Genomic DNA, 20,426 nt, shown 5'->3' on the forward strand with positions numbered 1-20,426 from the left:
TGAGCACCTGCCTGCTACTTCCATCCGTCAAGTGAGACCTGAGGACCGCCACTGAGGTAGCGGTGAAGGGCGCTGGCAGTGGTGTCGACGAACTCCTCAGGGATTGCGTCGGCGTCGACCCAGCGGACCTGGGCATGCTTGCGCGGCTCGCGGTTTTCGGGCTCGCCCGTCCATTCGTGGGCAGCGAAGACGACGGTGAGGAAACCGTTGGGAGCTTCGACGCCCCAGGCACCGTGGATGATGTGGGCCACCTTCAGGGCCTCCGGCTTCACCGTCAGGCCGGTTTCCTCGTAGAGCTCGCGCACCGCGGTCTCGGTAATCGACTCACCGGGCTCACTCTTGCCGACGGGGAGGTCCCACATGCCCTGGGCGAACTTGGCGTTCTGGCTGCGCTGGAGGAGGACGACCTGGTTGGTGGCCTTGTCGTGGACGATGACGGCGGCGACCAGCAGTGTCATGGATTCGAGGGCGGGTGGGAGGGCTTTGGGCTGGTCGTCGGTGTTCGGCTGAGCCACGGTTGGTGTCCCTTCGTCGGCCGGTTGGTGGGCGGCTTAGGCCAGTGCTTCGCGTGCGCGGCGGGCCAGTTCGGCCGCCCCGGGCACTCTGCGGCGCTGGTAGACGGCGAGGGTGGAGCGAAGCGAACTGATCGCTTTGCGGGTGCGATCGGAGGTCATTCCCTCCATGAGGGTCAGGGCCTGGGACCAGGCGGCGACGGCCTCGTCGGCTCGGGCTTGGGCGGCAAGGCTGTCGCCGAGGTCGGCATAGGTGAGGGCATGGACGCGCTTGTACTTCTCCGGATCCCAGCGCACCAGGGCGTCGCGGTGCTGTTGCTCGGTGCCGACGTGGTCGGCGAGGTCGGTCAAGGTGCGGGTGGTGTGGCTGGCCACGGTGCCGGCGGCCGGGCCGCTGACGCGGGAGTAACTCGGCTGTGGGCCGTCATCGCGTAGGAGGGCATCTTCGGCGGCGAGCAGGGCGCGGGCCGCTGCGGGCCTCTCGCCCACAGCGGCGTACGCGCGGGCATGGGTGATGTGGAGCAGCGCCTCGGTCTGGCCGTCGACGCGGCCCAGGCCGCGGGTGAGTGCGCCCTCGACGAGGTCGACGCAGTGGTGGGGTTGCTTGAGACTGAGAGCCTGGTGGGCGAGGGCGCGCATCATCCAGGCGGCGTGGCCGTGCGGGTCGGCTTCGCAGGCGAGTTGGTAGCCGACCTGGTAGTAGCGCTGGGCGGCGCCTTCCTGGCCGAGGTCGTGGTGCTTCCACCCTGCGAGGTAGGCCAGTTCTGCGACGGCCCCGAAGGCTGCCCGGCGTAAGGCTTCGTTCGGGAACCCTCCGCGGAGCATGGGGGTCCGCGAGGACGGAACCACCCCGCCCCATCTGCCCCCGCCCTGGGCGACGTTGACTTGCCCGAACCTGATACCGACACCACCCCGGAGGAACGCCTTTGAAGGGCTCCACCTACCGCCGCTGCTCCTGCCGCGCCCCGAAGACCGGCAAGGAACTCGGCTCTTCCTGCCCGAAGCGCAACAGCAGGAACCACTGCACCTACTCCATACGCCAGGAACTGCCGCCCCGCGAGGACGGCAGCCGACGCTCCTTCGCCCGCGGCGGGTACGCCAGCCTCAAGGCGGCCCAGGCCGACCTCGACCACGTTCGCGCCCTCCTCGGGCTCGCCGAGTCGGACGACCCCGAAGGCACCCAGCTGATCGCCGAGATGCTGTCCGAGGTCAGCCGCGACAAGCTGACCCTCCCCGACGTGGAGGAGACGAGGCGGCGCCTCAACGCCGGCCAGGACCTCGTCGGCAGCCTCACCGTAGGCGAGTGGCTGGACCGTTGGCTCGCGGGCAAGCGCATCCGGAAGTCGGGCATCAGCCGCTACGAGACCGACATCCGCGTGCACCTCAAGCCCCACCTGGGGCACCGGCGGCTCGACCGGTTGCGCGTGAGCCATCTCAGCGAGATGTTCACCGCCATCACCGACGCCAACGCCGAGATCCTGGAGCAGAACGCCCAGCGGCGTGCGGCGGTGGAAGAGTTGGCAGCCGTACCCTGGAAGGGCGTGGAGAACCGGGCTCGCCGCAAGGCCATGAAAGCGGCCATCGACGCCATGCCGCCCTTCCGCCGCATCACGGGACCGTCCACGCGCCAGCACATCAAGGCCACGCTCCGCGCTGCCCTGAACGACGCGATCGGCCAGCGGGTCATCACGTTCAACCCGGCGGCCCACGTCGAGATCGACCCCGTCCGTAAACCGAAGGCCCTGGTGTGGACGGACGAGCGAGTCGCCCGGTGGGAGCAGACCGACGAGAAGCCCTCCCCCGTCATGGTCTGGACGCCGGAGCAGACCGGCGCCTTCCTCGACTTCGTGGCCGATGACCGGCTGTACGCCATGTGGCACCTGATCGCCTTCCGCGGCCTGCGTCGCGGTGAGGCATGCGGGCAGCCCTGGTCGGAGACCAACCTCGACCGGCACTCCCTCACCATCACCGGCCAGCTCGTCCAGGACGGGTGGGAGGTCGAGGCGTCCGAGCCGAAGACGGACAGCGGCTTTCACGTCGTAGCCCTGGACGACGACACCGTCGGCGTGCTGGAGCGGCACCGCAAGCAGCAGGAGGCGGACCGCGCGGAATGGGGACCGGCCTGGGTCGAGACCGGCCTCGTCTTCACGCAGGAAGACGGCTCCTGGCTGCACCCGGGGAAGGTCACCGATCTCTTCGAGCGGCTCGTCGCGGCCTCCGGCCTCCCGCCAATCCGGCTGCACGACCTCCGCCACGGCGCGGCCACGCTCATGCTCGCCGCCGGCATCGAGGTGAAGATCGTGTCGGACACGCTCGGGCACAGCGACACCCGGATCACTCGGGACATCTACCAGAGCGTCCTCCCCCACGTCGGCAAGAGCGCCGCCGAGGCCACCGCCAAGCTGGTCCCGCTCCAGCGGAAGGCGGAGGCGGAGGAAGCCGCGCGCAAGGCGGAGAAGGCCCGGAAGAAGGCCAAGCGCGCTAAGAAGGCCCGGCGGAAGAAGCCCAAAGAGTAGGGCCGAGCCCGCTCCGCTCACGCATCGCTCACGCAAGCCACCCCACAACGCCCCCGCCGTGTGACGCGCCATGCCCCGAGCAACACATAACCCCAAGTCAGCAACTATCTGACCTGGGGTTTCAGTGGAGCCGCCTTCGGGATTCGAACCCGAGACCTACGCATTACGAGTGCGTTGCTCTGGCCATCTGAGCTAAGGCGGCGCGCCGTCCGCACTATGGTGCGATCGGCAACGTCGGTAAGTCTACACAGTTTCTCAGGGTGCTCCGACCACGCCCCGGAAGCATGGGTTCCGGGGCGGGCGGCAGGTGCTATGAGCAGCGCTTTCCGGCGGTCGGCGGGGTGCCGTGGAGCAGGTAGGTGTTGATCGCGGTGTCGATGCAGGTGCTGCCTCGGCCGTAGGCGGTGTGGCCGTCGCCCACGTAGGTCAGCAGGCGGCCGGAGGACAGCTGGCGGGACAGGGACTGGGCCCAGCGGTAGGGGGTCGCCGGGTCGCGGGTGGTGCCTACCACCACGATCGGTGCCGCGCCCTTCGCCTCGATGCGGTGCGGCTTGCCCGTGGCCTTCACCGGCCAGTACGCGCAGCTCAGCGCGGCCCAGGCCAGGGGGGCGCCGAAGACCGGGGACGCCTTCTCGAACGTGGGCAGGGCCTGTCGTACCTGGTCGGGGCCGGTGAAGGCGGGTGGCAGGTCCAGGCAGTTCACGGCGGCGTTGGCCATCATCAGGTCGCTGTAGTGGCCGCCCGCGTCCCGTTCGTAGTAACTGTCGGAGAGTGCGAGCAGGCTCGCGCCGTCGTTCTGCTTCATCGCCGAGGTCAGTGCCTCGCGCAACTGCTCCCACTCCCCCTGGTCGTACATCGCCGCGATCACGCCGGTCGTGGCCAGCGCCTCACCGAGCTTGCGGCCGTTCGCGTCGCCCGCCGGGATCGGGTGTGCGTCCAGTTGCCGGAAGAACGCCTTGAGGTGGTCGCCGACCTGCGCGGGCGTGGTGCCCTTGCCGCCGAGCGGACAGTCGGAGTGCCGTACGCAGTCCTTCGAGAACGCCTGGAACGCCGTCTCGAAGCCCGCCGTCTGGTCCAGGTTCAGCGTGCGGGCGTCGATGGAGGGGTCCATCGCGCCGTCCAGGACCATCCGGCCGACCCGGTCGGGGAACAGGCCCGCGTACGTCGCGCCGAGGAACGTGCCGTACGACGCCCCCACGTAGTTCAGTTTCGGATCACCCAGCACCGCCCGCAGGATGTCCATGTCCCGCGCCGCCTCGACGGTGGAGACGTGCCGCAGCAGGCGCGCGGAGTGCGCCCCGCAGCTCTCGTCGAACTTCTTGTCCGCCGCGACCAGCGCGCCCTGCTCCTGCTGGTCGTCGGGCGTCATGTCCGTCTGCGCGTACGCGTCCATCTGGCGGCCGTCGAGGCACTGCACCGGCTCGCTGCGGGCGACACCCCGCGGGTCCATCCCGACCATGTCGTAGTGGGCACGGACGTCCGCCGGGTAGCCGATGCCCGCGTAGCTCTGGAGGTAGTCGATCGCCGAGCCGCCCGGACCGCCCGGGTTGACCAGCAGCGAACCGATCGGCTTGCCCTTGCCGGTGGCCCTCTTGCGGGCGACGGCGAGCCGGACGTCACCGGCGCCGGGATTGTCGTAGTCCAGGGGGGCCTTCATCGTCGCGCACTGGAAGCCGGTGGCACCGCAGCTGCTCCAGTGCAACTGCTGGGTGTAGTAGGCCGACAGCGCCGACGGCGTCGCCCGTGGCAGCGCGGCCAGCGCCGCCTCCGCCGTGTCACCGGCCGAAGTGGTCGAACTGCCGGGGGAACAGGCGGACACGAGCAGGGCGGCGGTCCCGAGGAGGGCAGCGGCAAGTCGGGCCGTCGCCCGGGTGCGGGTGCCCCGGCTCCGGCCGGGGGTGGGCCTGGTGTGCATCAGGCGAGCGTAACGCTGTGCGACGCCCCGAACGCGATGCGTGCGGGCGATCAGCTCGTACGGGGGACACCGGCGGCTGCGGGCGGTGGTGCGGATGGTGGCGCGGGCCGCCGCGGCAGGAGTACCGGCGGCGGTGCGCGCCGTGGGGCGGGCAGGGGCGTGGAAAGTGGCGCGGGCAGGGGCGCGGGCGCTGTCGGACGGCGCGTCGGGGTGCACGCCGGCCGGCCGCAGAGCCCTGGGCACACCCCTCACCCCGCCCGCAGTGCCATCGTCATCGCCTCCACCGCCAGCAGCGGGGCCACGTTGCGGTCGAGGGCCTGCCGGCAGGCGGCGATGGCCTCGATGCGGCGGAGAGTGGACTCCGCCGTGCTGCCCCGCGCCAGCCGCTCCAGGGCGTCCTCGGCGTCGGCGTTGGCGATCGCCACGCGCGAGCCGAGCTGGAGGGCGAGGACGTCGCGGTAGAAGGCGGTGAGGTCGCCGAGGGCGATGTCGAGGCTGTCGCGCTGCGTGCGGGTTCTGCGGCGCTTCTGCATGTCCTCGAGGTCCTTCATCACGCCCGCCGTGCCGCGCGGCAGCCGGCCGCCCTGGGCCGCGCCCAGCGCGGCCTTCAGCTCCTCCGCCTCCTTGCCGTCCATCTCCTCGGCGAGCTGCTTGGCGTCCTCGGCGGCCGCGTCGACCAGCTCCTGGGCGGCCCTGAGGCAGGCACCGACCTCGTCGAGGCGCAGAGGCAGCTTGAGCACGGCGGCACGGCGCTCGCGGGCCGACGGGTCGGTGGCCAGGCGCCGGGCCCGGTCGACGTGGCCCTGTGTCGCCCGGGCGGCGGCCGCCGCGACCTCCGGCTCGATGCCGTCCCGGCGTACGAGCATGTCGGCGACCGCGTCGACGGACGGCGTACGCAGGTTCAGGTGACGGCAGCGGGAGCGGATCGTCGGCAGGACGTCCTCGATGGAGGGGGCGCAGAGGAGCCAGACGGTACGCGGGGCGGGCTCCTCCACGGCCTTCAGGACGGCGTTGGCCGACTTCTCGTTCAGCCGCTCGGCGTCCTCGACCAGGATGATCTGCCAGCGCCCGGTCGCCGGGGCGGTGAACGACTTGCGGACCGTGTCGCGCATGTCCTTCACCAGGATCTCGGAGCCGACCGCGGCCACCGTCGTGACGTCCGCGTGCGTGCCGAGCAGCGCGGTGTGGCAGCCGTCGCAGAAGCCGCAGCCGGGGGATCCGCCGAGGGCGCGGTCCGGGCTCACACACTGCAGGGCCGCGGCGAACGCCCTGGCCGTCTGGTTACGCCCCGCGCCGGGCGGGCCCGTGAACAGCCAGGCGTGCGTCATCTTCGACGCCTCGGGCAGCGGCTGGTCGGCCGCGGCGGCCGTGACCAGGGCGTCGGCGTCCCGCGCGGCGGCATCCAGCACCGCGCTCACCTTCTCCTGCCCGACGAGGTCGTCCCATACGGTCATGGGTCACGCCGCCTTTCCGTCACACTCCGCGTTCCGAAATCCATTGTGCGGGCGGGCACTGACAATCCCGTCCCATGCCGTCCGGCCCCCGTCCCGTCCCGTGCCGGCCGGCAGCCCTTTGCCGAACCCGGTGCAGCAACACGAAGGCGGCGCCGGTCGCCCTGCGACCCGCGCCGCCCGTGTTCGCCGTACCCGGTGGGGGACCGGCCGTCAGCCTCGCCGGCCCCGGCCCCTGCGGCCCTGCTCCTCGTCGCGGTCGCCGTGCTCCCGCTCGTCGTACGACCCCAGCAGCTCGTCCGCCAGGGTCGGCAGGTCGTCCAGCGGGGTCTCCTCGGCCCAGTCGGGACGCGGCCGGCGCCGAGGCGTACCGTCGGCGTCGAGCTGGGGCATCTCGCGGGTGCGGTCCTCGGAGCCGTCGGGGTTCGCGGCGGGCCGCTCGTCCCGGAAGAAACCGGTCGGCACCCGGTCCGCCGGAGCGTCACCCCGCACGGGCGGCACGTCACTTCGCGCGGACGGCTCATCGCCCGGTACGGACGGCAGCACGGCCGTCTCGTCGGCCGCGCCCGGAGTCACCGGCGGCAGCACCGCCGTCTCGTCCGCCGCACCCGGAGTCACCGGCGGCAGCACCGCCGTCTCGTCCGCCGCACCCGGAGCCGCCGTCGGGGGCTGCGGCAGCTCGGCCGTCACCTCGGCGTCGGAGCCGGACTCCGGCGCGCGCGCGGAGCGGGCCTCCCGGGCGGAGGCATCCCGAGCGGACGGCCCCGCCTGCTCATCGGCCGCTACAGCCGCCTCGTCGGCCCCGGCACGGTCCTCCCGCACCGGACGCAGCACGGCGGTCTCGTCGGCGCCCCGCTCGGCCTTCCCGACCGGCACCACCGGCGTCGGGACCGTCTCCTCGGTGCCGCGCGCGTCCTGCGACACGACCGGCGTGGGAACCGTCACGTCGTCGGGCACGACGCCCGGCGCGGGCGGCAGGGGCGTGCTGGACCTGCGGGCCGCCGTGTCGGCCGCCGCCGCGGCCTCGGCCGCCTGCCTGCGGGCCTCCTCGGCGCGCAGCAGCGCTTCCTCGGCCTTGCGCTGCTTCTCGAGGCGCCGCGCCTCCTCCTCGGCACGCAGCCGGGCTTCCTCCTCGGCCTGCTTGCGGCGGCGCTCCTCCTCGATCCGGCGGCGGGTCTCCTCCTCGGCGCGGGCCTTCTCCTCGGCGAGCAGCCGCTGCCGCTCCTCCTCCGCGCGCCGGGCGGCCTCCTCGGCCCGCTGCCGGGCCTCCTCCGCCTGCCGCTCGGCCTCGCGGCGCTGCGCCTCCTCCAGCTCGCGGCGCTTGCGCTCCTCCTCCTCGGCGCGCAGCTTGGCGAGCTGCTCCTGGCGCTCGCGCTCCAGGCGCTCCTCCTCGGCCTTGCGGGCGGCCTCTTCCTCGGCCTTGCGGCGGGCCTCCTCCTCGGCCTTCTTCCGGGCCTCCTCCTGGGCCTTGATCTCGGCCTCGGACAGCGGCAGCACGGTGTCGAGCCGGTGCCGGATCACCGTGGTGACGGCCTCGGGCTCCTGACCCGCGTCCACCACCAGGTAGCGGCCCGGGTCGGAGGCGGCCAGCGTGAGGAAACCGGCCCGCACGCGCGCGTGGAACTCCGCCGGCTCCGACTCCAGCCGGTCCGGCGCTTCGGTGAACCGCTCGCGGGCCGTCTCCGGGGAGACGTCCAGCAGGACGGTGAGGTGCGGGACGAGCCCGTTGGTCGCCCAGCGGTTGATGCGGGCGATCTCGGTCGGGGACAGGTCACGGCCGGCACCCTGGTAGGCGACGGACGAGTCGATGTAGCGGTCGGAGATGACGACCGCGCCGCGCTCCAGGGCGGGGCGTACGACGGTGTCGACGTGCTCCGCGCGGTCGGCGGCGTACAGCAGCGCCTCCGCGCGGTGCGACAGGCCCGCCGAGGACACGTCCAGCAGGATCGAGCGCAGCCGCTTGCCGACGGGCGTGGCCCCCGGCTCGCGCGTGAGCACGACCTCGTGGCCCTTGGCCCGGATCCACTCGGCGAGGGCCTCGGCCTGGGTGGACTTGCCGGCGCCGTCGCCGCCCTCCAGGGCGATGAAGAAGCCGTTCCCGGCCGGTGCCTCGACCGGGTCGTCGCCGCCGAGCAGGGCGTCCTTGAGGTCCTGGCGCAGCGGGATGCCGGAGCGGTCGTCGACCTTGGCGAGCACCAGCGCGGCCACCGGCAGCAGCAGCGCGCCGACGAGCATCAGCGTGAACGAGGCGCCGCCGTGCGCGAAGACGAACCGGCCGTTCTCCAGGCGGTGCCGGCCGATCAGCCCGGCCACCACGGGCGCGATCAGGACGCCGAGCGCTATGCAGACCCGGACCACCGCGTGCAGGTGCTCGGTGACGCGCGCCCGGCGGAAGTCCTCGGTCTCCTGGTCGAGCAGGGCGTGCCCGGTGTTCGCGGCCACGCCCGCGGTGACGCCGGCGATCGTGACGATCAGCAGCACCGTGGTGACGTCCGGGACCAGGCCGGCGGCCAGCAGGGCGATCCCGGTGAAGGCGATCGCGAGGGCGAGGAGCCTGCGGCGCGAGAGCGAGGGCAGCAGCACGGGGGCCGTACGGATGCCGACGGCGACGCCTCCGGTCAGGCCGAGGACCAGCAGGCCGTACAGGACCGGGCCGCCGCCCAGGTCGGTGGCGTGCAGCACGCACACCGAGACGGCCGCGGCGATGGCGCCCGCGACGGCGGCGCAGGCCGTGACGAGCAGCGGGATCGCGCCCGTACGGCCCTTGTCGACGCCGGTGCCGGTGCGCGGGCGGCGCAGGCCCTCGAGCGGCGACCGCGCGCGGGGGGTGCGCACATCGGGCAGCTCGAGGAAGGCCACCACGGACAGGGATGCGGCGAACAGGCCCGCCGCCACGTACGACCCGAGGGCCGCGTGATGCTGGTCGAACCAGGCCACGCCCGTGCCCAGCAGGTTGTTGAGCAGCCCGGCGGCGAGCAGTGCGGCGGCGGCCAGCGGCACGGCCAGGAAGCCGGTGCGCAGCGACAGGCGGCGCAGGGCGTCCATGTGGTCCGGCAGCGGCCGTACGGTGGCGCCCTCCGGGGGCGGGCCGGGCAGCAGGGCGGGCGCCGCGCTCTCCCGGCACACCGTCCACAGCCGCTCGGCGACGCCGGTGACGAAGGCGGTGACGAGCAGGACGGCCAGTGCGTTGTCCGGCGTCCAGTCGATCCACAGGGGCGCGACGATCAGCAGCAGGGCGCGCACGGTGTCGGCGCCGACCATGGCCCAGCGCCGGTCGAGCGGGCCCTCCTGGCCGGTCAGCGCGGTCAGCGGGCCGAGCAGGACGGCGCCGAAGAGCAGGGTGGCGAAGACGCGCGCGGCGAAGACGGTCGCCACTGCGAACGCCACGCCTCGGTAACCACCGCCGAACGCGCCCTGGGCGATCGCCGCCTGCAGGACGAGGACGACCAGGACGAGGAGGGCGAGGGCGTCGCCGACACCGCTCACCAGATGAGCGCTCCACAGGCGCCGCAGCTCCGGTCGGCGCAGCAGGGAGCGGACGGCGCGCTCGCGGGAGTCCGCGACCAGGGCGTCGTCCGGGGCTGTGGTGGGGGCCGTTGGCTGCTCGGCTCGCGTCATGCGTTCAGCCTATCGGCAGCCACCGACAGCACACGTCTTCTGTCCTGGCATGCGCACGCCCCGACACCAAAGTGATGCCGGGGCGTGCCCAAGTGGTACCGGACGTGCGCTTCGCGAAGCCGAACGGAAACCCGAAGGCGGAACCGGAGGGTGAGACACGAAGGCGGAACCGGAGAGGGAGACCGGAAGCCGGATCAGTCCTCCGTGTCCGAAGCCGTCGTCTTGGCGGTGGTCGCCTTCTTGGCGGTGGTCTTCTTGGCCGCCGTGGTCTTCTTCGCGGCCGCGGTCGTCTTCTTCGCCGCCGTCTTCTTGGCCGCGGTCTTCTTCGCCGGGGCCGTCTTCTTGGCCACCGCCTTCTTCGCGGTCTTCTTGGCGGGCCCCTTGGCGCGCTTCTCGGCGAGCAGCTCGAAGCCGCGCTCCGGGGTGATTTCCTCGACGCTGTCGCCGGAGCGGAGGGTCGCGTTGGTCTCGCCGTCGGTGACGTACGGGCCGAAGCGGCCGTCCTTGACCACGACCGGCTTGCCGGAGACCGGGTCGGCGCCCAGCTCCTTCAGCGGCGGCTTGGCGGCGGCCCGGCCACGCTGCTTGGGCTGGGCGTAGATCGCCAGGGCCTCTTCCAGCGTGATCGTGAAGATCTGGTCCTCGGACTGCAGCGAGCGCGAGTCCGTGCCCTTCTTCAGATACGGGCCGTAGCGACCGTTCTGCGCGGTGATCTCCTGGCCCTCGGCATCGGCGCCGACGACGCGCGGCAGCGACATCAGCTTCAGCGCGTCGTCGAGGGTCACCGTGTCGAGCGACATCGACTTGAACAGCGAGGCCGTGCGCGGCTTGACCGCGTTCTTGCCGGTCTTCGGGGTGCCCTCGGGGAGGATCTCCGTGACGTACGGGCCGTAGCGGCCGTCCTTGGCGACGATCTGGTGGCCCGTCACCGGGTCGGCGCCCAGCTCGAAGTCGCCGCTGGGCTTGGCCAGCAGCTCCTCGGCCAGCTCGACGCTCAGCTCGTCCGGCGCCAGATCGTCGGGGATGTCGGCACGCTGGTGCTGCTCGGTGTCCTTCTCGCCGCGCTCGATGTACGGGCCGTAACGGCCGACGCGGAGCACGATGTCGTTGCCCACCGGGAACGACGACACCTCGCGCGCGTCGATCGCGCCCAGGTCGGTCACCAGCTCCTTGAGACCGCCGAGGTGGTCCCCGTCGCCGTTGCCCGCATCGGCCGCGGTGCCGTGGCCGCCCGCGGCGGAGCCGCTGTCGGACAGGGTCTCGCCGAAGTAGAAGCGCTTCAGCCACGGCACGGCCTTCGCCTGACCGGCGGCGATGCGGTCGAGGTCGTCCTCCATCTTGGCCGTGAAGTCGTAGTCGACGAGCCGCCCGAAGTGCTTCTCCAGGAGGTTGACGACGGCGAAGGACAGGAAGGACGGCACCAGGGCCGTGCCCTTCTTGAAGACATAGCCGCGGTCGAGGATCGTGCCGATGATCGACGCGTACGTCGACGGGCGGCCGATCTCGCGCTCTTCCAGCTCCTTGACCAGGGAGGCCTCGGTGTAGCGGGCCGGGGGCTTGGTGGCGTGGCCGTCGACCGTGATCTCCTCGGCGGACAGCGCGTCGCCCTCGGCGACCTGCGGCAGCCGGCGCTCACGGTCGTCCAGCTCGGCGTTCGGGTCGTCGGCACCCTCGACGTAGGCCTTCAGGAAGCCGTGGAAGGTGATCGTCTTGCCGGAGGCGCTGAACTCGACGTCCCGGCCGTCGGCCGCGGTGCCGCCGATCTTCACGGTCACGCTGTTGCCGGTCGCGTCCTTCATCTGGGAGGCGACGGTCCGCTTCCAGATCAGCTCGTAGAGCTTGAACTGGTCGCCGGTCAGGCCGGTCTCGGCAGGCGTGCGGAAACGATCACCCGAGGGGCGGATCGCCTCGTGGGCCTCCTGCGCGTTCTTGACCTTGGCGGCGTACGTGCGCGGCTGCGGCGGCAGGTAGCCGGCGCCGTAGAGCTGGGTGACCTGCGCGCGGGCCGCCGCGATCGCCGTGTCGCTCAGCGTCGTGGAGTCCGTACGCATGTACGTGATGTAGCCGTTCTCGTACAGCTTCTGGGCGACCTGCATGGTCGCCTTCGCGCCGAAGCCGAGCTTGCGGCTGGCCTCCTGCTGGAGCGTCGTCGTACGGAACGGGGCGTACGGCGAGCGGCGGTACGGCTTGGACTCGACCGAGCGCACGGAGAAGCGGGTGTTCTCCAGGGCGGCGGCGAGGGCGCGGGCGGTCGCCTCGTCGAGGTGGAGGGTGTTCGCGCTCTTGAGCTGTCCCAGGGAGTCGAAGTCGCGGCCCTGCGCGATCCGCCTGCCGTCGACGGTCTGCAGGCGGGCGACCAGCGACGACGGGTCCGACGGGTCTCCCGCGCGGCCGGTCGCGAAGGTGCCCGTCAGGTCCCAGTACTCGGCAGAACGAAAAGCGATGCGCTCGCGTTCCCGCTCGACGACCAGGCGCGTGGCGACGGACTGGACACGGCCGGCCGACAGCCGGGGCATGACCTTCTTCCACAGGACCGGCGAGACCTCGTAGCCGTAGAGGCGGTCGAGGATGCGGCGGGTCTCCTGGGCGTCCACCAGCTTCTGGTTGAGCTGGCGCGGGTTGGCGACGGCCTCGCGGATCGCGTCCTTGGTGATCTCGTGGAAGACCATCCGCTTGACGGGGATCTTCGGCTTGAGGACCTCCTGGAGGTGCCAGGCGATCGCCTCGCCCTCCCGGTCCTCATCGGTGGCGAGGAACAGCTCGTCGGAGTCCTTCAGCAGGTCCTTGAGCTTCTTGACCTGTGCCTTCTTGTCGGCGTTGATGACATAGATCGGCTGGAAGTCATGGTCTACGTCCACACCGAGGCGGCGGACCTCGCCGGTGTACTTCTCGGGCACCTCCGCGGCGCCGTTGGGGAGGTCGCGGATGTGCCCGACACTCGCTTCGACGACGTAGCCGGGGCCGAGGTAGCCCTTGATCGTCTTCGCCTTGGCAGGCGACTCGACGATGACGAGTCGGCGGCCGCCCTGTGCGGTCTCGCTGGTCGGGGACAACTTCGCTCTTCTCTCCGGTCGACGCTGTGGCCTCCCCAGGCCTTCGTCCCGGGGTCGCGGCGTACTGCTGGCACGTGTGACGCTGCGGAGTGTGACGGTACATCCCGCCCCCGTGTCAAACGGGAAAAGCCCACAACGGCCACTCGAACGGTAACCCGACTACCGCCATTCCTGCCGCCCGGAGTGCCCGGCAGCCCCGCGGCCTCTGTCCGGAGCGTGACGCTCCCTTTACTCCCGCGACATGCCCGCCGCGGCGCAGCGGCCGACGTCAGAGGCGGGTCAGGCAGTACACGCCGAGGGCCAGCGCGGCCGTCCCGGCCACGCTGGCGAGGGTGGCCGATGCGACTTGGTTCACACCGTGGGCCACCGGTTCCCGGCGCCGCACGCGGGTGCCGGTCCAGGCCAGCAAAGCGCCCCCGAACAGGGCGAACACCACTCCCGCGAAGATCGCCGGCCCGCTCTCCATCCCCCGCGCACCCCTTCTGTGCCGTCCGGCTCCGCCCAGCGCGGGCAGGGTGGCACGCACGGGAGACGGACGAGCGACATCGGGGTGAACGGAGGGTCGACACGCCATCGAACACTTGATCGAGTGCGGCCGGGAGGGACCCGGCACCCATACTTTTCCGGCCTTTTTGCCGACCGCGGCGCGTCCCGCGTCACACGGCAGCCGCATCCGGTCCCGTGCCACCGGCATACGACGATGATCCCGGCCCGATGACGACACGATCCGACCGCGCCTACGACGGCAGGGGCACGTGGCGTACGACACCTGCCCGGCACAGCGCCGCACGGCAGCGCACGGCACCGTGCGGCGCCCTCGCCGAGCCCCGCCCCCGGCCGAACCCCACGCTCGGTCCGTGCGGCACCCCAGGCACCCCCGGTGCGCGCGGCGCTCCCGGCCACACCACGCCCTCGGCCCGGCCGTCTCCCGGCCCGGACTCCGCTCCCGGCCCGGACTCCGCTCCCGGCCCGGCTTCAGCCCAGGCCGTAGCCCGCTGTCGGCCCCAGCCGTCGTCCAGACCGCGACCCCGACCGCAGCCCCGGACTCCTCCCGCCCCGGGCTCAGCCCGCGGGCTCCAGGAACCCCTGCTCCACCAGCAGCCGGATCTGCGCGGGCGTGCGGTCACGCAGCCGCACCGGGTCCTCGCCCACGAGCTGGGCGATGGCGTCCAGGATGCGGCCCGCGCTCAGCGTGCCGTCGCAGACGCCCGCGAATCCGGCGCCGACCGTGTCCACCTTCGTGGCCCGGCGCATCCCGCGGTGCTGGCGCAGCACGACATGCTCCGGGTCCTCGGCGCCGGGCAGGCCGACCTGCTCCTGGACCACCTCGGCGACCAGCCTGAAGTGACCTTCGAGCAGCGCCGCGTCATCGTGCTCGCGGAGATAGTCGAGGCGCTCGAAGTGCGCGCGGATCGTGTCCCCCAGGGGCTGCTCGACCGGGTGCGGCCACTCCTCCACCGTGACGACGGGCTCGGCGGAACCCGTCCGGCGCAGGGTGATCCAGCCGAAGCCGACCGCCTTGACCTTGCGCGCCTCGAACTCGTCGAGCCAGGCGTCGTAACGGGCCTGGTACTCCGCCGGGTCCCCGCGGTGGTCCCCGGCGTCCCTCAGCCACAGCTCGGCGTACTGCGTGACGTCCTGCACCTCGCGCTGCACGATCCAGGCATCGCACCCGCGCGGCACCCACGACCTGAGTCTGTCCTGCCAGTCCTCCCCCGCTACGTGCTGCCAGTTGGCGAGGAACTGCGCGAACCCGCCCTCGTTCAGCCGTTCCCCCGCCTGCTGAACGAGCGAGCGGCACAGATCGTCCCCGCCCATGCCACCGTCCCGGTACGTCAGCCGGGCGCCGGGCGAGATGACGAACGGCGGGTTGGACACGATCAGGTCGAACGTCTCGTCGTCCCGGACCGGTTCGAAGAGCGAGCCCTCGCGCAGATCGGCCGCCGGTGCGCCGGAGAGCGCGAGCGTGAGCGCGGTGATGTGCAGCGCGCGCGGGTTGAGGTCGGTCGCCGTCACGCGTGTGGCGTGCTGGCCGGCGTGCAGCGCCTGGATGCCGGATCCGGTGCCGAGGTCCAGGGCGGAGGCGACCGGCGTGCGGACGGTGATGCCGGCGAGGGTCGTGGAGGCGCCGCCGACGCCGAGTACGACGCCCTCGTCGCGCTGTCCGATGCCGCCCGCGCCGCCCACCGCGCAGCCCAGGTCGGAGACGATGAACCAGTCCTCGCCGCCGGGGCCGCCGAAGGGCCGTACGTCCACGGTGGCGGCCACTTCGTCGCCGCCCACGCGCGTGAGCCACCCGGCCGCCAGCGCCTCCTCGGCCGGCAGAACGGCCGCCACGCGCGCGTGGGGCACCGGTTGCTGGAGCAGGAAGAGCCGTACGAGCGTCTCCAGCGGTGTGTCGCCGCGGGTCGCCCGCAGGGCGGGCACGGTCTCGCTGCGGGCCAGCGCCGCGTATGCGGGGGCGCCGAGCAGTTCGAGCAGCCCGTCGGCGGTGAAGGAGGCGGCCAGCAGCGCATCCCTGAGGCGCGCTGCGGTGTCGGGCCGGTCGGAAGCGGGCAGGGAAGCGAGTCCGGAGTCAGTCACGCCCTCCATTGTGGCCCGCGGCCCCTGCCGAACGCGGCCTCAGCGCGCCTCACCGCCCCGTCCGCGGCGACCGCGCCGACCCGCACCGGCGAACCGCGTCGACGAACCGCCTGGCGGGACCGTCGGCCCCGCGCCGTCCGCGAGCCACCGGCCGGCCCTGGGCCAGGGGCCGTGGCATCACCGCCCGTCGGCCCCCGAGCCCGGAAACCTCGTCAGCCCGCCGACGGGGACGACGAGGACGACGCCGAAGCCGCGGTCTTCTTGCAGCTGGCCTGCTCGGCCATCGCCGTCTTCACGTCGCCCTGCTCCAGCCGCTTCAGCGCCTCCGTGCCGCTGTCGCTCTGCTTGCCGACCTCCTTGGTCTGCGTGGCGGCGACGTCCTTGAGGCCTTGGGCGAACTTGCCCTGGTCGCTGGTGTCGAGCCCGTCGACCTGCTTCTTCAGAGCGACGTACGACGCGGAGAGGCCGGCGAGGTTCTTGGCGGCCTCCTGCTGCCGTTTGGCGCCGTCCTCGACCCCGGGAGGCGCTCCGGCGCCGTTGAGGGCGTCGGCGAGTGCCTTGTAGCCGTCGGCCATGTCCTGGAAGGCCTGCGAGTAGGTCTTCTGGGCGCTCTTGGGCGGCAGGTTGCTGTCGGTGGCGATGGCCGCGATCGACGCGTTCGCCGCCTTGATCTTCGTGTCCTGCGCGGGCACGGCGTCGCACACGGACTTGGCCCAGGCGGCCAGCTTGGGATCGGGTCCCTTGGTACCGCCGCTGCTGCTGGTGCATCCCGTCAGCGCGACCACGAGTACCGCACCGCCGGACAGTGCGGCCGCGAGCTTCTTGTTCACCGGATCGGTCCCTTCCACGGCTCTCGGCCCACGGACCCTACACGGCGGACACACACCCTCCGCATCCCAGTGCGCCCCCTAAAGCGCCCTTTGTAACTCTTTGCACCATGAGAGAGAAGGCTCACCACGTGAGCGAGCCCACACGGGCGCACGGACGAAAAGCGGGCGGGCGGCGCGTCAGCACGCGCCGCCCGCCCGCCCGTTGAGCAGGGCGCCCAGGGCTCTGCCCGGACAGGGTTACGAAACCACCGCCGTACTCGCCGAGTTGGCGACCCGCTCGGTGCTCTCTTCGTCGCCGACGGCGATGCCACGCCGCTTGGAGATGTAGACGGCGGTGACGATCACGGCGAGGGAGAGGACCGCGATCAGGATCCGTACGCCGAGGTTCTTGTCGCTGCCGTACGAGAACTTGATCACCGCGGGGGCGATGAGCAGCGAGACCAGGTTCATGACCTTCAGCAGCGGGTTGATCGCCGGTCCGGCGGTGTCCTTGAAGGGGTCGCCGACCGTGTCGCCGATCACCGTGGCCGCGTGGGCGTCGCTGCCCTTGCCACCATGGTGGCCGTCCTCCACCAGCTTCTTGGCGTTGTCCCAGGCGCCGCCGGAGTTGGCGAGGAACACGGCCATCAGCGTGCCCGCGCCGATCGCACCGGCGAGATAGGAGCCGAGCGAGCCGACGCCGAGCGTGAAGCCGACGAAGATGGGCGCCATCACGGCGAGCAGACCCGGTGTGGCCAGCTCCCTGAGGGCATCCCTGGTGCAGATGTCGACGACCTTGCCGTACTCGGGCTTCTCGCTGTAGTCCATGATCCCGGGCCGCTCCCGGAACTGCCGCCGCACCTCGAACACCACCGAACCCGCCGACCGCGACACGGCGTTGATGGCCAGTCCGGAGAAGAGGAAGACGACCGCGGCGCCCGCGATGAGGCCGACGAGGTTGTTGGGCTGCGAGATGTCCAGCGACAGGCTCAGCGGCGCGCCCGGCCCGGTGAGCTTCTCGCCGACGTCCTGCACGTTGGTGGTGATCGCGTCGCGGTACGACCCGAACAGCGCCGACGCCGCGAGGACGGCGGTGGCGATGGCGATGCCCTTGGTGATGGCCTTGGTGGTGTTGCCGACCGCGTCCAGGTTGGTGAGCACCTGCGCGCCCGCGCCCTCGACGTCCCCGGACATCTCCGCGATGCCCTGGGCGTTGTCGGAGACCGGACCGAAGGTGTCCATGGCGACGATCACGCCGACCGTGGTGAGCAGGCCGGTGCCGGCCAGCGCGACCGCGAAAAGCGCCAGCATGATCGACGTACCGCCGAGCAGGAACGCGCCGTACACGCCGAGCCCGATGAGCAGCGCGGTGTAGACGGCGGATTCCAGGCCGAGCGAGATGCCGGACAGGACGACGGTTGCCGGGCCCGTGAGGGAGGTCTTGCCGATGTCCCGCACCGGGCGGCGGTTGGTCTCGGTGAAGTAGCCGGTGAGCTGCTGGATGACGGCGGCGAGCAGGATGCCGATGGCGACCGCGACGAGGGCGAGGATCCGTGGGTCGCCGTCCTTGCCCCGGATCGCCGCGTCCGTCACGCCGTGCAGGCCGGAGTACTTCGACGGCAGGTAGACGAAGACCGCGACCGCGACCAGCACGAGGGAGATCACCGCGGAGATGAAGAAGCCGCGGTTGATCGCGCTCATGCCGCTGCGGTCGGCGCGCCGCGGGGCGACCGCGAAGATGCCGATCATCGCGGTGACGACGCCGATGGCGGGCACGAGCAGCGGGAACGCCAGCCCTGAGTTGCCGAAGGCGACCTTGCCCAGGATCAGTGCGGCCACCAGGGTCACGGCGTACGACTCGAACAGGTCGGCCGCCATGCCCGCGCAGTCGCCGACGTTGTCGCCCACGTTGTCGGCGATGGTCGCGGCATTGCGCGGATCGTCCTCCGGAATGCCCTGCTCGACCTTGCCGACCAGGTCGGCGCCGACGTCGGCGGCCTTGGTGAAGATGCCGCCGCCCACCCTCATGAACATGGCGATCAGGGCGGCGCCGAGGCCGAAGCCCTCGAGGACCTTCGGCGCATCAGCGGCATAGACCAGCACCACGCAGGAGGCGCCCAGCAGGCCGAGCCCCACCGTGAACATGCCGACGACGCCGCCCGTGCGAAATGCGATCTTCATCGCGGTGTGCGAGACGGTGGTGAGATCCTTTTGCGGTTCGCCCGGTGCCGGTGTGGCTTCCCGGGCGGCCGCGGCGACCCGCACATTGCTGCGCACGGCGAGCCACATGCCGATATAGCCGGTGGCCGCCGAGAAGGCGGCACCGATCAGGAAGAACACCGAGCGTCCGGCACGCTGATTCCAGTCGTCCGCGGGCAGCAGCATGAGCAGGAAGAAGACGACGACGGCGAATACGCCGAGCGTGCGAAGCTGCCGGGCGAGATACGCCTTCGCGCCTTCCTGGACCGCCTCGGCGATCCGTTTCATGCTGTCGGTGCCCTCGCCCGCCGCCAGCACCTGGCGCACCAGGACCGCCGCGACCGCCAGCGCGGCCAGGGCGACCACCGCGATGACGGCCACGAGGATCCGGTTGTGATCGGTCAGGACCGCGGCTGCGAGGGACAGGGGGTGATCCGGCTGAGAGGTAGAAAGCCCCGCCATTCGTCCTCCTTGACGCTTGGGCTGAGCTCAAGATGTGGACGGATTCTAGGTACCCCGGAGTGATCTCAACAGAGCGCGGTAAACGGAATTAGCCTCCACCGGCCCAGAAACAACCGATCGAGATCACGTCATGCAACCCGAATGGAGTAATGCCCTCGGGCCATTGACCCCCGGATTGCCGCTTGATCGAATCGGCAACGACTTGATCGTGAATTGCTTCACGAATTTGAGAGGGCCCGGGACGAGGGATCCGAGAAGAGTTCCTTAACGGGACCAGGAGGGGGCCGGAAGGGAGCCGGAAAAACACGAAAGCCCTGCTCGGCAGGGCTTTCGGCAGCGTGAACGCGAACGGCGGCGGATCAGAGCAGCGCGGCCGGCGGGGGTGTCGTCGGCCAGGTCATGCGGATCAGGCCGCCGTCCTGTCCGGTGGAGACCTCCACGTCGTCGACGAGGCCGCTGATGACCGCGAGGCCCATCTCGTCCTCCTCGACCTCCGGCTCGACGTCCTGTGCGGCGCCGGGCGTGTCGGGGACGGCGTGCGGGGCCTCGTCGCCGACCTCGATGGAGAACTGTTTCTCCTCTTCGATCAGCGCCACCTTCACCGGCGCCGCGATACCGCTGCTCTGGTGCAGTCCCACGGCACGGGAGCAGGCCTCGCCGACGGCGAGCCGGACCTCGTCGAGGACGGCCTCGTCCACTCCGGCCCTGCGCGCCACCGCGGCCGCCACCAGCCGGGCGGTGCGGACGTGCTCGGGCAGCGCGCTGAAGCGGAGTTCGACGGTGGCCATGCATCCCCCTAGAGACTACGGGCGTGCGGTCGGGGGCCGGGCCGCCGAGCGCCCGCACCCCCTGGTGTACTTCGGTGCCCCGGGCCGCTGCGGGCCCGGGACCGGACCGGCCGGCGCACAGGCCCGCCAGGGCCCGGCGCCGGTGACCCGGTCCGGATCAGTCGGTGGCCTCCACCGCTTCGGCGACCGAGGCGTGGATCGGGAACACCTTGGTGAGGCCGGTGATACGGAAGATCTTGAGAATGCGCTCCTGGTTGCAGACCAGGCGCAGCGAGCCCTCATGGGCGCGCACCCGCTTCAGGCCGCCGACCAGCACGCCGAGACCGGTGGAGTCGAGGAAGTCCACGCCCTCCATGTCGACGACGAGGTGGAAATTGCCGTCGTTCACCAGCTCGACGAGCTGCTCGCGCAGCTTGGGCGCGGTGTATACATCGATTTCGCCACCGACCTTGACGATCGTGCGATCGCCGACGGTCTCGGTCGACAGGGACAGGTCCACGGATCCTCCAGCACCTTGCTA

Annotated in this window: 12 protein-coding genes, 1 tRNA gene and 1 pseudogene; 1 reads left to right on the top strand and 13 read right to left on the bottom strand. The window is 71.7% G+C overall.

Annotated elements, in window-relative coordinates:
* Positions 1–14: 14 nt before the first annotated feature.
* A complete protein-coding gene (locus A6P39_RS20185) occupies positions 15–515 on the bottom strand; it encodes an NUDIX domain-containing protein (RefSeq protein ID WP_067046656.1) in 501 nt (166 codons plus the stop codon).
* 36 nt (positions 516–551) lie between these two features.
* Positions 552–1,340, bottom strand: a pseudogene (locus A6P39_RS20190) (tetratricopeptide repeat protein); the annotation flags it as partial.
* Between the two features lie 98 nt (positions 1,341–1,438).
* On the opposite strand from A6P39_RS20190, the gene A6P39_RS20195 reads away from it, so the two are divergent.
* A complete protein-coding gene (locus A6P39_RS20195; RefSeq protein ID WP_067046658.1) occupies positions 1,439–3,028 on the top strand; it encodes a tyrosine-type recombinase/integrase in 1,590 nt (529 codons plus the stop codon).
* Positions 3,029–3,153: 125 nt separating this feature from the next.
* On the opposite strand, the gene A6P39_RS20200 is transcribed toward A6P39_RS20195, so the two are convergent.
* The 11 genes from A6P39_RS20200 to A6P39_RS20250 form a co-directional block, all read right to left on the bottom strand.
* Positions 3,154–3,230: transfer RNA gene (locus tag A6P39_RS20200), tRNA-Thr, on the bottom strand.
* 108 nt (positions 3,231–3,338) lie between these two features.
* On the bottom strand, positions 3,339–4,943 hold the full coding sequence (locus tag A6P39_RS20205; RefSeq protein ID WP_067046808.1) for an alpha/beta hydrolase: 1,605 nt from the start codon (positions 4,941–4,943) through the stop codon (positions 3,339–3,341).
* A 248-nt stretch (positions 4,944–5,191) separates the two neighbouring features.
* Positions 5,192–6,397, bottom strand: coding sequence for a DNA polymerase III subunit delta' (locus A6P39_RS20210; RefSeq protein ID WP_067046661.1), 1,206 nt, complete (start codon positions 6,395–6,397; stop codon positions 5,192–5,194).
* 210 nt (positions 6,398–6,607) lie between these two features.
* A complete protein-coding gene (gene tmk, locus A6P39_RS20215; protein ID WP_067046664.1) occupies positions 6,608–10,012 on the bottom strand; it encodes a dTMP kinase in 3,405 nt (1,134 codons plus the stop codon).
* A gap of 194 nt (positions 10,013–10,206) precedes the next feature.
* Positions 10,207–13,065: a type I DNA topoisomerase gene (gene topA / locus A6P39_RS20220; protein WP_067046667.1), complete on the bottom strand. Its 2,859-nt coding sequence runs from the start codon at positions 13,063–13,065 to the stop codon at positions 10,207–10,209.
* Positions 13,066–13,333: 268 nt separating this feature from the next.
* Positions 13,334–13,531, bottom strand: coding sequence for a hypothetical protein (locus A6P39_RS20225; protein ID WP_067046670.1), 198 nt, complete (start codon positions 13,529–13,531; stop codon positions 13,334–13,336).
* Between the two features lie 596 nt (positions 13,532–14,127).
* Positions 14,128–15,657, bottom strand: coding sequence for a N5-glutamine methyltransferase family protein (locus tag A6P39_RS20230; RefSeq protein ID WP_199840819.1), 1,530 nt, complete (start codon positions 15,655–15,657; stop codon positions 14,128–14,130).
* A gap of 203 nt (positions 15,658–15,860) precedes the next feature.
* Positions 15,861–16,478 carry a small secreted protein gene (locus A6P39_RS20235; RefSeq protein ID WP_067046673.1) on the bottom strand — a complete coding sequence of 206 codons (618 nt, stop codon included), beginning with the start codon at positions 16,476–16,478 and terminating at the stop codon, positions 15,861–15,863.
* A 237-nt stretch (positions 16,479–16,715) separates the two neighbouring features.
* Positions 16,716–19,118, bottom strand: a complete 2,403-nt coding sequence (locus A6P39_RS20240) for a sodium-translocating pyrophosphatase (RefSeq protein ID WP_067046677.1) — start codon at positions 19,116–19,118, stop codon at positions 16,716–16,718.
* Between the two features lie 359 nt (positions 19,119–19,477).
* Entirely contained in the window at positions 19,478–19,906 is a 429-nt protein-coding gene (locus A6P39_RS20245; RefSeq protein ID WP_067046679.1) for an ATP-binding protein, read from the bottom strand.
* 157 nt (positions 19,907–20,063) lie between these two features.
* Positions 20,064–20,405 carry an STAS domain-containing protein gene (locus A6P39_RS20250; RefSeq protein WP_067046682.1) on the bottom strand — a complete coding sequence of 114 codons (342 nt, stop codon included), beginning with the start codon at positions 20,403–20,405 and terminating at the stop codon, positions 20,064–20,066.
* Positions 20,406–20,426 lie beyond the last annotated feature (21 nt).

This window comes from Streptomyces sp. FXJ1.172, assembly GCF_001636945.3.
In the GTDB taxonomy this organism is placed as follows: Bacteria; Actinomycetota; Actinomycetes; order Streptomycetales; family Streptomycetaceae; genus Streptomyces.